The organism is Veillonella intestinalis (assembly GCF_943193155.1).
Classification (GTDB): domain Bacteria; phylum Bacillota; class Negativicutes; order Veillonellales; family Veillonellaceae; genus Veillonella_A; species Veillonella_A intestinalis.
The window spans coordinates 187,606-201,396 of record NZ_CALPDB010000005.1 but is presented as its reverse complement, the minus strand read 5'-3'; the positions used below and the strand labels follow the sequence as shown (position 1 = coordinate 201,396).

The 13,791-nt window shown below is 39.7% G+C and carries 14 protein-coding genes; all 14 read left to right on the top strand.

All coding sequences use genetic code 11. The features are described 5' to 3' along the window. The first annotated feature begins 2 nt into the window (after positions 1–2). The 14 genes from NFR44_RS07475 to rpoB all read left to right on the top strand — a co-directional run bounded on the left by NFR44_RS07475 (position 3) and on the right by rpoB (position 13,772). A complete protein-coding gene (locus NFR44_RS07475; RefSeq protein WP_251443054.1) occupies positions 3–851 on the top strand; it encodes a bifunctional 5,10-methylenetetrahydrofolate dehydrogenase/5,10-methenyltetrahydrofolate cyclohydrolase in 849 nt (282 codons plus the stop codon). After that, positions 829–1,170 (top strand): hydrogenase maturation nickel metallochaperone HypA, encoded by a 342-nt coding sequence (hypA, locus tag NFR44_RS07470; RefSeq protein ID WP_251443048.1) that lies wholly within the window; start codon positions 829–831, stop codon positions 1,168–1,170. Before NFR44_RS07475 ends, hypA begins: the two co-directional genes overlap by 23 nt. 12 nt (positions 1,171–1,182) lie before the next feature. Next, positions 1,183–1,842: a hydrogenase nickel incorporation protein HypB gene (gene hypB / locus NFR44_RS07465; protein ID WP_251443045.1), complete on the top strand. Its 660-nt coding sequence runs from the start codon at positions 1,183–1,185 to the stop codon at positions 1,840–1,842. Between the two features lie 2 nt (positions 1,843–1,844). After that, complete coding sequence (locus NFR44_RS07460; RefSeq protein WP_251443042.1) at positions 1,845–3,137, top strand: hypothetical protein; 1,293 nt, start codon at positions 1,845–1,847, stop codon at positions 3,135–3,137. Between the two features lie 24 nt (positions 3,138–3,161). Continuing rightward, positions 3,162–3,626 carry a BREX-3 system P-loop-containing protein BrxF gene (brxF, locus tag NFR44_RS07455; RefSeq protein ID WP_251443031.1) on the top strand — a complete coding sequence of 155 codons (465 nt, stop codon included), beginning with the start codon at positions 3,162–3,164 and terminating at the stop codon, positions 3,624–3,626. A 292-nt stretch (positions 3,627–3,918) separates the two neighbouring features. Further along, positions 3,919–4,068 (top strand): 50S ribosomal protein L33, encoded by a 150-nt coding sequence (rpmG, locus tag NFR44_RS07450; protein WP_115310793.1) that lies wholly within the window; start codon positions 3,919–3,921, stop codon positions 4,066–4,068. Positions 4,069–4,110: 42 nt separating this feature from the next. Beyond that, positions 4,111–4,335, top strand: a complete 225-nt coding sequence (gene secE / locus NFR44_RS07445) for a preprotein translocase subunit SecE (protein WP_251443025.1) — start codon at positions 4,111–4,113, stop codon at positions 4,333–4,335. Between the two features lie 11 nt (positions 4,336–4,346). Then, positions 4,347–4,883, top strand: a complete 537-nt coding sequence (nusG, locus tag NFR44_RS07440) for a transcription termination/antitermination protein NusG (protein ID WP_251443014.1) — start codon at positions 4,347–4,349, stop codon at positions 4,881–4,883. 104 nt (positions 4,884–4,987) lie between these two features. Then, a complete protein-coding gene (rplK, locus tag NFR44_RS07435) occupies positions 4,988–5,413 on the top strand; it encodes a 50S ribosomal protein L11 (RefSeq protein WP_006555621.1) in 426 nt (141 codons plus the stop codon). A 78-nt stretch (positions 5,414–5,491) separates the two neighbouring features. After that, on the top strand, positions 5,492–6,202 hold the full coding sequence (rplA, locus tag NFR44_RS07430; protein WP_251443012.1) for a 50S ribosomal protein L1: 711 nt from the start codon (positions 5,492–5,494) through the stop codon (positions 6,200–6,202). 179 nt (positions 6,203–6,381) lie between these two features. Further along, positions 6,382–6,885 (top strand): 50S ribosomal protein L10, encoded by a 504-nt coding sequence (rplJ, locus tag NFR44_RS07425; RefSeq protein WP_115310797.1) that lies wholly within the window; start codon positions 6,382–6,384, stop codon positions 6,883–6,885. A 52-nt stretch (positions 6,886–6,937) separates the two neighbouring features. After that, on the top strand, positions 6,938–7,309 hold the full coding sequence (gene rplL / locus NFR44_RS07420) for a 50S ribosomal protein L7/L12 (protein WP_115310798.1): 372 nt from the start codon (positions 6,938–6,940) through the stop codon (positions 7,307–7,309). A gap of 464 nt (positions 7,310–7,773) precedes the next feature. Next, positions 7,774–9,189, top strand: coding sequence for an aspartate ammonia-lyase (locus NFR44_RS07415; RefSeq protein WP_251443011.1), 1,416 nt, complete (start codon positions 7,774–7,776; stop codon positions 9,187–9,189). A gap of 431 nt (positions 9,190–9,620) precedes the next feature. Beyond that, positions 9,621–13,772: a DNA-directed RNA polymerase subunit beta gene (gene rpoB, locus NFR44_RS07410; protein ID WP_251443009.1), complete on the top strand. Its 4,152-nt coding sequence runs from the start codon at positions 9,621–9,623 to the stop codon at positions 13,770–13,772. Positions 13,773–13,791 lie beyond the last annotated feature (19 nt).

The following is a 13,791-nucleotide window of genomic DNA, read 5'->3' as shown; positions in this document are numbered from 1 at the left end:
GCATGATGGAATTACGTGGTAAGGCTGTAGCGGATGCTCATAAGGCTGTATTAAATGAGCGCTTAGTTGCTTTAGAAGCTAAGGGCGTAGTATTGACCTTGGGAATTTTATTAGTAGGTGATGATAAAGCAGCGCAAATGTATGCTCATTTTATGGAAAAAACAGCTAAAAATGCAGGCTTTGGTGTTGATTTAGCTCACTTGCCAGCAACGGCTAGTTTTGAAGAAGTAGTCGCTGTTATTGACCGCTGGAATCAGTCTGATGCTGTTTATGGTGTATTGCCACTTATGCCTATGCCTCCACAAATAGATAGAGACGCCTTAATTGAACGTTTATCGCCTGAAAAAGATATTGATGGTTTAACATCTAAAAATATCGGCTTAGCCAGCGCTGGTAAAGGTGGTTTTTGGCCTTGCACACCAAGAGCTTGTATGGCAATTTTAGAACATTATAATATTCCCCTAGCCGGTAAAGAAGTTGTGGTGGTAGGGCGTAGTCAAGTGGTGGGGAAACCAGTGGCGCTGTTGCTATTAGAAAAACACGCAACGGTGACACTTTGCCATTCTAAGACGGCTGATTTAGAAGCACATTTGAAGCGAGCGGATATTGTTATTGCTGCTGTTGGACGAGCTCATGTCATTACTGGTGATATGTTAAAAGAAGGAGCCGTAGTGATTGATGTAGGTATCAATGATTTAGATGGTAAAACGGTGGGCGATGTGGATTATGAATCAGCCTTGCCTGTAGTTAGTGCTATTACACCAGTTCCTGGTGGGGTTGGCTCGGTGACCACGACTATGTTGTTAGAAAATATTTATGAGGCATACCATGCACGAAATGTCGATTGCTGAAGGAATTGTAGACATTGCACTGCAGACCTTGGCGGCTAATAATGGCACGATTATTCATGCGATTCAATTACGTTTAGGTGTCATGTCTGGGGTGGAACCAGAGGCTTTGCAATTTTGCTTTGCGGCAGTAACTAAACATACAGCTGCGGCTGAGGCAGTTTTGCAGATTGAAATGATACCGCTACGCGGCAAATGCTTAGACTGCGATTATGAATTTAGTGTAGCCGATTATGTGTTTAAATGTCCGCACTGTGAAAGTTTAGCCATTCAAACGATAACAGGCCGTGAATTACAGGTTGCGTCCATTGATATGGATTGAAGAAAGGGAATTATGGAAGTTACAGTAATGACCGATGTGCTTGCAAAAAACGATGCTATTGCAGCCGATTTGCAACGTATATTTAAAGAAAAAAATATATTTGTATTTAATTTATTAGGTTCCCCAGGCGCGGGTAAAACATCTCTATTAGAGGCAACCTTAAAAGAGTTATCGCAGGAGTATTCTCTGGCTGTCATAGAGGGGGATTTATACACTGCAAAAGATGCGGAGCGAATTCACAAATTAGGTATTCCCGTATTGCAGATTAATACAGTTGGTGGTTGTCATTTAGATGCGAAGATGATTGAAGATGCACTAGGTGATCTTGATTTAGATGCTTTGGATATGATTATTATTGAAAACGTTGGTAATTTAGTATGTCCTGCGGAATTTGCTATTGGTGAAGCTATGAAGGTGACAGTCTTGTCTGTTACCGAAGGGGAAGATAAACCTTTAAAATATCCACTCATTTTTAAAGAATCTAAAGCCGTTTTATTGAACAAAGTGGATTTATTGCCCTATATTCCATTCGACAAAGAAAAGGCATTAACAGATATACATAATCTAAATCCAATAGCTGATGTTTTTGAAGTTAGTTGCACGGCTAAAACAGGTCTTGCAGATTGGCTGAATTGGTTGCGGGCGCAAATTGATGCGGCACGAAAGGGTTAAATATGATGAAGTTACAGCGAAAACAATTGGCCCTAGCACTGGGAGCTTTTTTGTTAACAACGTCTGTAGGGGCTGCTGATAGTGAGTTGCGTATGGACCCTAGTGATACATGGGCGCCAGAGCGGGCGGCGGTTAATAAGATGGCCGTACGTTTAGCGGAAAGTTTAGAAGAACAAAAGAGTGTTGAGGCTGGTGTAGATTTAACAGCTGTGGGGAAAAGCTATACGGCGGATACGTTAGAACCTATGGCAGCAAAGGATTTTAGTATTAAAGATTTAACTTTGGGAGCGGTGGAACCTGTATTGACGAAGGAGTCGTTAGGCATAACCTTAGGCGGTAAAACAGTAGGCCATGTAACAGGAGATTTTACTACCTATGAAGGGGAAGCAGGAAGCTATACAGTGTATACTGGCCCTTCGTGGTCTGAAGGGGCACGGGAGAGTCTTCTTCGTCAAGAAGGATTAACCTATCAATATGAGCCAAGAACGATAACTAACATACATATTACTGGTGAAAATTTAGAGACTGGACGGGGAATTTCTATCGGTAAAAGTCGTGGCTCCGTGTTGTTTGCCTATGGGGCGCCACAAGCTATGTGGCGTGATTTAAAAAAAGGCACCGTTTCGTTGATATATTTTTATGATGAAAGTAAAAATATTGTAAAAAGCAAGCAGGAGTTTGCTGAGGCTGTGGCGAATGATAACAAGGTAAGCACAGCAATGTTGGATCCTGTGATGCAGGGGGCTCCTGCTACTCGATATTTGGTATTTACTTTAAAAGACAATAAGGTAAAAGCTATCGATATGATTGATGGGCAAGTATGGACACAGCTTCATTTACCCCCAGTAACAGTACAATATTATAAAGCCAATCATTTAAAAGATGATGACTTTGTCCTCATGGGGTATCGTGTAAATGCACCATTTGTAGCTGATCAAAATGAACAGTGGCAACAGCGTGGCTTTTTATATGGCGATGAATTTATTGCCTATGATGATATGCTAATTGGTTTTGATAAGCGGCAGACTGTAGCCCGTGCTATGATAACTAAAAGTACGGCTTTGACAAGACGAGGCATATCTATCGGGGATAGTAAATATTTATTATTGTATTTATATGGCATGCCTAGTGCTATAGAAGCGGATAAAGGGGCTAATGGTGAGCCACTTATGGTATATACATATAAGAATCCAGATTCAGCATATAGCTATTTATTGTTTACGGTAGGTGAAACCGACAATTTTATAAAAAGTGTAATGCTGTCAGACAGACCTAACAAAGAATTGAGTAAATAGGCTTTCGGTAAAGGAGGATGACACATGGTAACAACACAGGACATTAAAGAACGATGGAAATCACTACAGAGTGATGAAGAACGCATTCTATTTGTAGTGGGCGGTCCGGGCTCTGGGAAGAGTAAGTTAATTCGTGAATTAGCTGAACAAGATGGTTGGAAGTACATCGAAGCAAAAGAACTTATTGAAGAAGAGTTTTTGGAAGTGGCCCGTGATTTACGACCTGATTTAGCGAAGGATGTTATGTGTAAAGCGCTAAAGGCCTGTGGGTCAGACGTGATTTTGTTAGATGGTGTAAATGTTTTGTTTGCCCCAATTTTAAACTTAGAGCCTATTGAGTTATTAAAGACAATTAGTCGGATGTATCCTCTAGTAGTTGGATGGCGTGGTAAATTTGATGGTGAAACTCTATTTTTAGAGCATAATAATAATCCAACTTATTTTTCTTTTAAAGTAGAAAAACCAGAACGAATTATAACTATTGATTAAAACTGACTATAGGTTGGTAATTGTTCTTAGGTATTTGTGATTTCTTGTAATTATAGATACAAAGGCGATAAGGGACTATAGGTATGAAATATTTCATTGCCTATGGTTCCTTTGTTTTTATTTTATTTTTTAGGTATAGACATAGTGGATATAGTTTGGTATAATGAATCGTCAGGTAGTCGCCTGGCTTTTTTAAGTTGCCTAAAACTTGACAGGCTTGGCCTACTGTGATAGGCTATATTAGCATATGATGTTTTAACGGCAAGTTTATTTTGAAGTGAGGTGTATCCGGATGCGTAATGCAGTGACTATGGCATGTACTGATTGCAAACAACGTAACTATCAGACGAACAAGAATAAGAAAAATAATCCTGATCGTATTGAAATGATGAAATACTGCAAATTCTGCGGTAAACATACGTTACATCGCGAAACGAAATAATTCGTTTCATCCAATTACCCGATGATTTAAGGATGTGAAATGATGGCAGGATCCAATTCTACAACACCGCAACGTCGTGGCGGCGTAGGCCGTATGGCCCGTGAAATGAAAGCGGAACTCAAAAAAGTAGTCTGGCCGACAAGAAAAGAGCTCATCAATTACACAATTGTAGTATTTCTCACTGTAGTATTCGTCGCTGCCTTAATCGGTATCGTTGATGCTATCTTTGGCGAATTATTCCAGTTGTTGATGCGTGTTGTCGGATAGGAGGCCTTTCCGTGGAAGCAGAAAAGAAATGGTATGTTATTCATACTTACTCAGGCTACGAAAATAAAGTAAAAACTAATCTGGAACTGAAAGTTCAATCTATGGGGCTTGAAGAGACTATTGGTCGTATTCTTGTGCCGGTAGAAGATGAAGTGGACGAGAAGGATGGCGTAAAGAAAGTTGTTAAGCGCAAAATCTTCCCTGGCTACGTTTTAGTAGAGATGGAAGTTAATGATCGTTCCTGGTACGTAGTGCGTAACACACCGGGGGTAACAGGCTTTGTTGGGTCTGCTACAAAACCGGTACCGTTGTCTGATTCCGAGGTTGAATATATCCTCAAATCACAGGGGCTGGATCAAGCGCCAAAGCATACAATCGATGTCGTAGTAGGCGAAACAGTGCGCATTACTTCTGGTGCCTTTGAAGATAGATTAGGTACAATTACTGAAATCAATCACGAAAAACAAACATTAAAACTTGATGTGGAAGTGTTTAATCGTGATACATCGGTAGAGGTAGATTTTTCTCAAGTAGAGAAAGATCTTTAATATATACAATATAACTCTAAACTTTTTAGGCGGCTTGGTGGTCGCCAGTGGGAGGAAGTCATTCCGTTACCACCACATTTTGAGCGCAAGGAGGTGTAATCACCATGGCTAAAAAAGTTACAAAAATTGTAAAACTTCAGTGTGAAGCAGGAAAGGCAAGTCCAGCGCCACCTATCGGTCCAGCTCTTGGTCAGGCAGGTGTTAACATTATGGCATTCGTTAAAGAATTTAACGAACGCACAGCACAACAAGCTGGCTTAACAATTCCAGTTGTTATTACTGTATTTGAAGATAGAAGCTTCACGTTTGTTACGAAAACTCCACCAGCAGCTGTTCTTTTATTAAAAGCAGCTGGCATCCCAAAAGGATCTGGGGTTCCTAATCGTGACAAAGTAGCAAAGGTTAGTCGCGATAAAGTTCGTGAAATCGCAGAACTTAAAATGCCTGACTTGAATGCAAATACTGTAGAACAAGGTATGCGTATGGTAGAAGGTACTGCACGCAGCATGGGCATTGTAATCGTTGATTAATTAGCGTACGACATGTGCTGATGGAGCACATATCGGTGGGAGGGAATTCCCGTTAAACCACATAAGGAGGATTTTAAGATGGCAAAAGTAGGTAAGAAATACGCTGAAGCAGCTAAACTTATCGAAGCAGGCAAATTCTACGAACCAGTAGAAGCTGTTGAGCTTGTTAAGAAAACTGCGACTGCTAAATTCGACGAAACTGTTGAAATCTCTTTCAACTTGAATGTCGATCCTAAATACGCTGATCAACAAGTTCGTGGTGCCGTTGTTTTACCTCATGGTACTGGTAAAACTAAACGCGTACTCGTATTTGCGAAAGGCGATAAAATTAAAGAAGCTGAGGAAGCTGGCGCAGATTTCGTTGGCTCCGAAGAGTTAGTAGCTAAAATTCAGGGTGGTTGGAGCGACTTCGACGTTGCTGTAGCAACTCCTGACATGATGGGCCAAGTTGGTCGTTTAGGTAAAATTTTAGGTCCTAAAGGATTAATGCCAAACCCTAAAGTTGGTACTGTAACTATGGACGTAGCTCGTGCTGTTAACGAAATTAAAGCTGGTAAAATTGAGTATCGTACTGATAAAGCAGGTATTATTGCTTGTGCAATCGGTAAAGCTTCTTTCGATGATGCAAAATTGCTTGACAATTACCGCACAATCGTTGATACTATTATCAAGGCAAAACCAGCTGCAGCAAAAGGTCAGTACATTAAATCTGTAACCTTGAGTTCCACAATGGGACCTGGTGTTCCTCTTAACGTATTCAAATTGACTACTGTTACGAAGGAACAATAATTATATATGTTCTCTTAGCTGTAGACCGCAGGTATGTATAATGGATGTAAATCCGCCCGCAGAGGCTGACACCGAATTCTATTATGGAACGGTTACGACCTCATTGCGTTGGTAATGAGGTCGTTTTTACGCTAAGATAGTACATAGAGCATCACCAAAATCTATAAGGAGGTATTCTAATGGCTGTCACTACACAGAAACAGGCAATCGTTGCACAGATGAAAGAAAATCTTTCTGAAGCAAAGGGGGCCGTACTCGTTGGTTACCATGGCTTGACAGTAGCTCAGGTAACTGATTTACGCCGTAAATTCTTAGCGGAAGATGTAGAATATAAAGTAATCAAAAATACTTTAACTCGCATCGCTGTTAATGAATTAGGTATTGAAGGTTTCGCTGAACATTTGGAAGGTCCAACTGCGTTGGCAATTTCCAAAACTGATGCAGTTGCACCAGCTCGTATCATCGAAGACTTCATTAAAGACACTAAAACGGAAGCAATCGACGTTAAAGTTGGTCTTGCAGAAGGTAAACTTCTTTCTGCTGACGAAGTTAAAGCGCTTGCTAAATTGCCTAACCGCGAAGGTATGCTTTCCATGCTTCTTTCCGTACTTCAGGCTCCAATCCGCAACGTGGCTTACGCTGTAAAAGCTGTTTCGGAAGCAAAAGACGAAACTGTAGCATAATCAGTAATTTTTACATATTACTACAAAATATAATTAGTGGAGGAACTAAATCATGGCACTTAACATTGAAAACATCGTTGCTGAATTAGAACAAGCAACTATCCTTGAATTAAATGATCTTGTAAAAGCTATCGAAGAAAAATTTAACGTAACTGCAGCTGCTCCTGTAGCTGTTGCTGCTGCTGGCGGTGCTGCTGGCGCAGGCGAAGAAAAATCTGACTTCGACGTAATCTTGAAAGATGCTGGCGCTGGTAAAATCAACGTAATTAAAGTTGTTCGTGAAGCAACTGGTCTTGGCTTGAAAGAAGCTAAAGCTGTTGTTGACGGCGCTCCTGCACCTGTTAAAGAAGGTATGCCTAAAGCTGACGCTGAAGCTCTTAAAGCTAAATTGGAAGAAGCTGGCGCAACTGTTGAACTTAAATAATTTAAGCCCTGTGGCGTAATTATTAAGACAATAAGCTAATAGAAACCGCTCTCTTAGGAGGGCGGTTTTTTGTATTGTTATTTTTAAAAAGATATGGAAATATATTAGAGAACACTATTTTCGATATTCTATAAAACTATTTTAGATAACTTTATTTATTCCTTAAAGTCATACGAGAAAACCCTTGAAGTTTAGTACGTTTTCAAGTTGTTCTATAGAAAAAGACATGTTCTAAACCTTACATATCCTTATTTGATATAGCCTTATAGCTCTTTTTACTTTAGTTGTACATTGTATACATGTTATAATGAACGTGTCCAATAGATATGGATGGAGTGATCTTAGCCCATCCTGGACATCTTATAGAGACTATCATAAACAGGTAATCAGAAATTACTCACAATTACTGTGAGTAGCTATAAAGGAATCATAGTATTGGATTAAGATGAAGGATGAGGTACAGTATGCGTAAAGAACATGATTTTTTAGGTGAATTAGAAGTTGCTGATGAATTGTATTATGGTGTGCAAACTTTGCGTGCTCTAGAAAACTTTAACATTACGGGGAAAAATATTGACCATGACTTTATTCGTTCCTTAGCGATGGTTAAAAAAGCATGTGCATTGGCTAATATGAAAACTGGACGTATGGATCCAACTATTGGTAATGCCATTGTGAAAGCAGCTGATGAAATTATTGCTGGTGGCTTTATTGATCAGTTCCCAGTAGATCCTATTCAAGGTGGGGCAGGTACTTCTTTCAACATGAACATGAATGAAGTATTGGCTAACCGTGCACTTGAAATTTTAGGTCATCCAAAAGGAAGCTATGACATTATTTCTCCAAATAATCATTGTAATATGGCGCAGTCTACTAATGACGCGTTCCCGACAGCGATTAAAGTGTGCGCAATTTTGAAGAGCAAACCATTATTGGCTGCCTTACAACGTTTAGTAGATGAACTTGAAAAGAAAGCTGAAGAATACAAAGAAGTATTAAAAATGGGCCGTACTCATTTACAAGATGCAGTGCCAATTACTTTAGGCCAAGAAATGGGTTCTTATGCATCGGGTATTCGTCGAGGCATCAAACGTATTGAATCTTCCATGTTAGGTGCTCATATTGTAAATATGGGAGCTACTGCAGTTGGTACCGGTCTTAATGCAGAGCCTTCTTACATTAAAGATGTGGCTGATGAATTATCTACTGTAGTAGGTGAAGAATTCTATACGGCAGAGAATCTAATTGATGCTACTAATAATACAGACGTGTTTGCTGATATTTCCAGTGGTATGAAAGTTACTGCGTTAGTATTGATTAAAATGGCGAACGACTTCCGTTTGATGGCATCAGGTCCTCGTTGTGGTATTGGGGAATTAAAATTACCACCTCGCCAACCAGGTTCTTCTATCATGCCAGGTAAAGTAAATCCAGTTATTGCGGAAGTACTTAACCAGGTATGTTACCAAGTAGTTGCTAACGACTTAGCGGTAACTTTAGGTGTTGAAAATGGTCAATTTGAGTTAAACGTAATGGAACCAGTTATTGCGTACAACTTGTTCAATGCTATGTGCTATTTGAAAAATGGTGTAAATACATTTGTTGACAAATTATTAATCGATTTAGAAGCTGATCGTGAACGTTGTCAATATTGGTTAGAACGTAGTGTTGGTATCGTAACAGCATTACTTCCTCACGTAGGTTATGAAAATGCCTCCGCTTTAGCAAAAGAAGCATACACTACGGGCCGAGCTATTAAAGAAATTATTCTTGAAAAAGGCTTGTTAACTAAAGAAGAAATGGAACATATTTTATCACCTGCAGAAATGACTAAGCCAGGTATTGCTGGTGCTGATATTTTAAAAGTAAAAGGTAACTAATTAAAATAGCCCCCTTATGAAAGACTGAGGTTAGATTTTTATCTAGCCTTGGTCTTTTTTGCTCTATAAAACGTTTTGCTTAATTGTTGTTTTTTTAAATTAGATTTTGACAAAGATAACTATTAATGCTATAATACTAAATTGCAAATGTACTCAATTAGAGAGTGATGCTTATATCACATTCGTTCTGTGCATCGCATAGAATGAACTGCTGAGTATGAATAAATAAGACTATAACATTGTTACTGATAAAGGGTAAATCTTCCAAGGTTGTGTCAGCCGATGGCGAAGCAAGGTTCAAAAGAAAAAATTGAGAGCCTTGCTTATTTTGTCATTGTGTTGACAGGAAAACTGAGACCTGGATGTTTGTCTTGTGTCATACCGTTATAGAATAGAAGGTAAGCCAATTGAAATGAGGGGTGAAAGCTGGTATGTTCAAACCTGAGCAGGTAGGTAAAAGAACGCGTTATACGTATGCTAAAATTGACGAAGTTCTAGAAATGCCACATTTGTTGGACGTGCAACGCAAGTCTTACGAGTGGTTTTTGGAGAGCGGTTTACAAAATATTTTTGACGATATTTCTCCGATTAAAGACAATTCAGGTAATTTAGTGCTTTCTTTTGAAGGTTTTAGCCTTGGAGAGCCAAAATATGATATTAACGAATGTAAAAACCGTGATGCTACATATGCAGCACCATTGCGTGTTAATGTTCGTTTGATTAATAATGATCCAGAAAATCAGGATATTAAAGAACAAGAAGTATTCATGGGTGATTTCCCATTGATGACGGAAACAGGCACATTTATTATTAATGGTGCTGAACGTGTTATCGTATCTCAGTTAGTACGTTCCCCAGGGGTATATTACACTCGTGAAATTGATACCATGGGTAACCGTTTATATGGTTCTACAGTAATTCCTAACCGTGGTGCTTGGATTGAGCTTGAAACAGATGCTAATGAAATGGTGGCGGTTCGTATTGACCGTAACCGTAAATTACCAGCAACTGTTTTAATCCGTGCCCTTGGTTGGAGTACAGATGAATCCATTTTAGAATTATTCTGGAATGGTGAAGTTGATGAAGATGGTAATCGCTTGTATGATGAACGTTTGGTTCGTACGTTAGAAAAAGATACGACTGAATCCGCTGAAGAAGCGTTAGTAGAAATCTACAAAAAATTACGTCCAGGCGAACCGCCTACTGTAGAAAGTGCTCGCAACTTATTTGACAATTTATTCTTCGATCCTCGTCGTTACGACTTGGCTCGTGTAGGTCGCTATAAATTAAATAAAAAATTAGGTTGGCGCCAACGTATGCTTGGCCAGACGTTAGCACAGCCAATTGTAAATATGGAAACGGGCGAAGTTATCGTTGATGCTGGCACTGTAATGAACGAAGAACAGCTAGATATCGTCGCTGATAGTGGTGTATTTAATGGTGAAGGTTTTGCTGAATTCTATGTAAAAAATGCAGATGGCACATCTTTCAAAGTAATTTGTAACAACTGTAATTTACCATTTGAACATCGTACTGTAACTCGTGAAGACATGATTGCTAATATTAGCTACTTGTTAAACCTTATGGACGGTGTAGGTCACGTAGATGATATTGACCACTTAGGCAATCGTCGTTTACGTTGCGTTGGTGAATTATTGCAGAATCAGTTCCGCATTGGTTTAACTCGTATGGAACGGGTTGTGCGTGAACGTATGACAATTCAAGATAATGCTATGATTACGCCACAAGCATTGATTAATATTCGTCCAGTAGTAGCAGCGATTAAAGAATTCTTTGGTTCTTCGCAGTTATCTCAGTTTATGGACCAAACAAATCCACTTGGTGAATTGACTCATAAACGTCGTTTATCTGCCTTAGGGCCTGGTGGTTTGTCTCGTGAACGTGCTGGTTTCGAAGTGCGTGACGTGCATCATTCCCACTATGGTCGTATGTGTCCAATTGAAACCCCAGAAGGTCCAAATATCGGTTTGATTTCTTCACTTTCTAACTATGCAAAAGTAAATGAATTTGGCTTTATTGAAGCGCCATATCGCCGTGTAGAAAAAATCTATGGTACAGGCGAAGAGGCTAACAAAATTATTAAAGTGCAAGTTTCTGAACAAGTTGTATATATGACAGCTGACGAAGAAGAAGGTATGACGATTGCACAGGCTAACTCCATCCTTGATGCTGAAGGCTGTTTCGTAGATACGCATATCGCTTGCCGTCGTGGTCATGAAGTCTTAGAAGTAGCGCCTGAAAAAGTTGACTACATGGACGTTAGCCCTAAAGAAGTTGTATCCATTGGTACAGCTATGATTCCATTCCTTGAAAATGACGATGCGAACCGTGCTTTGATGGGTGCGAACATGCAGCGTCAGGCCGTGCCATTACTTCGTGCACAGGCACCACTTGTTGGTACTGGTATGGAATATAAAGCCGCTTGTGACTCTGGCGTTTGTGTATTGGCTAAAGAAGAAGGTGTTGTTACTCGTTGTTGGGGTAATGAAATTCACGTTATGCGTGATAATGGTCGTGTAGATGTTTATAAATTAAACAAATTCTTACGTTCCAATCAATCCACTTGCTTTAACCAAAAACCAATCGTATTCCGTGGTGATCGTGTTGTAAAAGGTCAGGTATTAGCTGATGGTCCAGCAACTGATGGTGGCGAATTGGCGCTTGGCTTTAACGTACTTGTTGCCTTCATGCCTTGGGAAGGTTACAACTACGAAGATGCTATCTTGCTTAGTGAGGAACTTTGCAAAGAAGATATTTATACATCTATCCACATTGAAGAATACGAATGTGATGCTCGTGATACTAAATTAGGGGCTGAAGAAATTACTCGTGAATTGCCAAATACAGGGGATGACAATCTTCGCAATCTTGATGAAGACGGCATTATTTGTATTGGTGCTGAAGTTCACCCAGGGGATATCCTTGTTGGTAAAGTAACACCAAAAGGTGAAACTGAATTAACTCCAGAAGAACGCTTATTGCGTGCTATCTTTGGTGATAAAGAACGTGAAGTACGCGATACTTCTTTGCGCGTGCCTCATGGTGAATCTGGTAAAATCGTCGACGTTAAAGTATTTACTCGTGAAAATGGCGATGAATTACAACCAGGTGTTAATAAATTAGTGCGTGTATATATTGCACAAAAACGTAAAATCCACGAAGGCGATAAAATGGCTGGTCGTCATGGTAATAAGGGTGTCGTTTCACGTGTTATGCGTCAAGAAGATATGCCGTTCTTACCAGATGGCACACCAGTTCAAATTGTATTAAACCCATTGGGCGTACCATCTCGTATGAACATTGGTCAGGTATTAGAAACTCATCTTGGTTGGGCGGTACAAGGCCTTGGTATGCAAATTAAGGCTACTGACCTTAAAATTCAAAATGTATTGAATCAAGCAAAAGCAGATAGCCGCTACTGGGATAATATTGATCGCATTAAAGAATTATATGCTGAAATGGAATCCTTGCAGTCTAAAGTAGCTGAAAATGTAACTGTTTCCCATCTAGATGTGGACAGTGAAATTGATGCTCGTCGCGAAGAGGCTTTGGACTTAATCCATGAAGAAGCACAAAAACAGTTAAATTCATTGGGTGGCCGTGCGCGTTACGATGAATTGCGTGCTCTTGAAAAGAGTTATAGTGATGCAGAAATTGAATACTTCGATGAGGAAGAAGAAGCACCAGAAATGGAAGAAGCTTTACAAGCTGAATTGAAGGAACTTTCTGTAGTCGTTAATATTATCGAAGCTATCGAAACGTCTCGTGTAAAACGTGAAGAAATCCGTAAAAGCTTAGAAGCTTATGGCTATGACTATGAAACATATGGCATGCCAAAACCTGATGTAGCAGGTATTCACATTGCTACGCCAGTATTTGATGGGGCACACGAAACTGATGTATTTAATACGCTTCATATTGCTGGTAAAGATGATGATGGTAAAACCGTATTGTACGATGGCCGTACTGGCGAGCCAATGGATAATAAAGTTACCGTTGGTTATGTGTACATGTTGAAACTTCACCATCTTGTAGATGATAAGATTCATGCTCGTTCTACAGGTCCGTACTCCTTAGTAACACAACAGCCATTGGGTGGTAAAGCTCAATTTGGTGGTCAGCGTTTCGGGGAAATGGAAGTATGGGCACTAGAAGCTTATGGCGCCGCGTATACCTTGCAGGAATTATTAACCGTTAAGTCTGACGATGTTGTTGGTCGTGTTAAAGCATACGAAAAAATCGTTAAAGGTGAAAACATTCCTGAACCAGGCGTACCAGAATCGTTTAAAGTATTGCTTAAAGAACTTCAAAGTATCGGTCTTGATGTGAAAATCTTGAATGAAGATCAAGAAGAAGTAGTAATTAAAGAACTCGATGACGATGATGATGTAGATACAAATGAAGATGAAATCAAAGAAGTAATGGAAGGCTCAGATACAACCTCTACGGAAGGGGAATTGCCAGCAACTGAAGAATCCGAACCAGTAACTAGTGGAGAAGATGATGATGTATTAAGCGCTATGGCTGCTTATGGTGATGAGTCCGACACAGACGAAGACTAATATTTGAGTATCCAAAAGA

What these genes read in the sequence shown, in the direction of transcription:
- rplL (WP_115310798.1), top strand. Translation starts at nt 6,938, where the DNA reads ATGGCACTTAACATTGAAAACATCGTTGCTGAATTAGAACAAGCAACT.
- hypB (WP_251443045.1), top strand. Translation starts at nt 1,183, where the DNA reads ATGGAAGTTACAGTAATGACCGATGTGCTTGCAAAAAACGATGCTATT.
- NFR44_RS07475 (WP_251443054.1), top strand. Translation starts at nt 3, where the DNA reads ATGATGGAATTACGTGGTAAGGCTGTAGCGGATGCTCATAAGGCTGTA.
- NFR44_RS07415 (WP_251443011.1), top strand. Translation starts at nt 7,774, where the DNA reads ATGCGTAAAGAACATGATTTTTTAGGTGAATTAGAAGTTGCTGATGAA.
- secE (WP_251443025.1), top strand. Translation starts at nt 4,111, where the DNA reads ATGGCAGGATCCAATTCTACAACACCGCAACGTCGTGGCGGCGTAGGC.
- rpmG (WP_115310793.1), top strand. Translation starts at nt 3,919, where the DNA reads ATGCGTAATGCAGTGACTATGGCATGTACTGATTGCAAACAACGTAAC.
- hypA (WP_251443048.1), top strand. Translation starts at nt 829, where the DNA reads ATGCACGAAATGTCGATTGCTGAAGGAATTGTAGACATTGCACTGCAG.
- rplK (WP_006555621.1), top strand. Translation starts at nt 4,988, where the DNA reads ATGGCTAAAAAAGTTACAAAAATTGTAAAACTTCAGTGTGAAGCAGGA.
- brxF (WP_251443031.1), top strand. Translation starts at nt 3,162, where the DNA reads ATGGTAACAACACAGGACATTAAAGAACGATGGAAATCACTACAGAGT.
- rpoB (WP_251443009.1), top strand. Translation starts at nt 9,621, where the DNA reads ATGTTCAAACCTGAGCAGGTAGGTAAAAGAACGCGTTATACGTATGCT.
- rplA (WP_251443012.1), top strand. Translation starts at nt 5,492, where the DNA reads ATGGCAAAAGTAGGTAAGAAATACGCTGAAGCAGCTAAACTTATCGAA.
- rplJ (WP_115310797.1), top strand. Translation starts at nt 6,382, where the DNA reads ATGGCTGTCACTACACAGAAACAGGCAATCGTTGCACAGATGAAAGAA.
- NFR44_RS07460 (WP_251443042.1), top strand. Translation starts at nt 1,845, where the DNA reads ATGATGAAGTTACAGCGAAAACAATTGGCCCTAGCACTGGGAGCTTTT.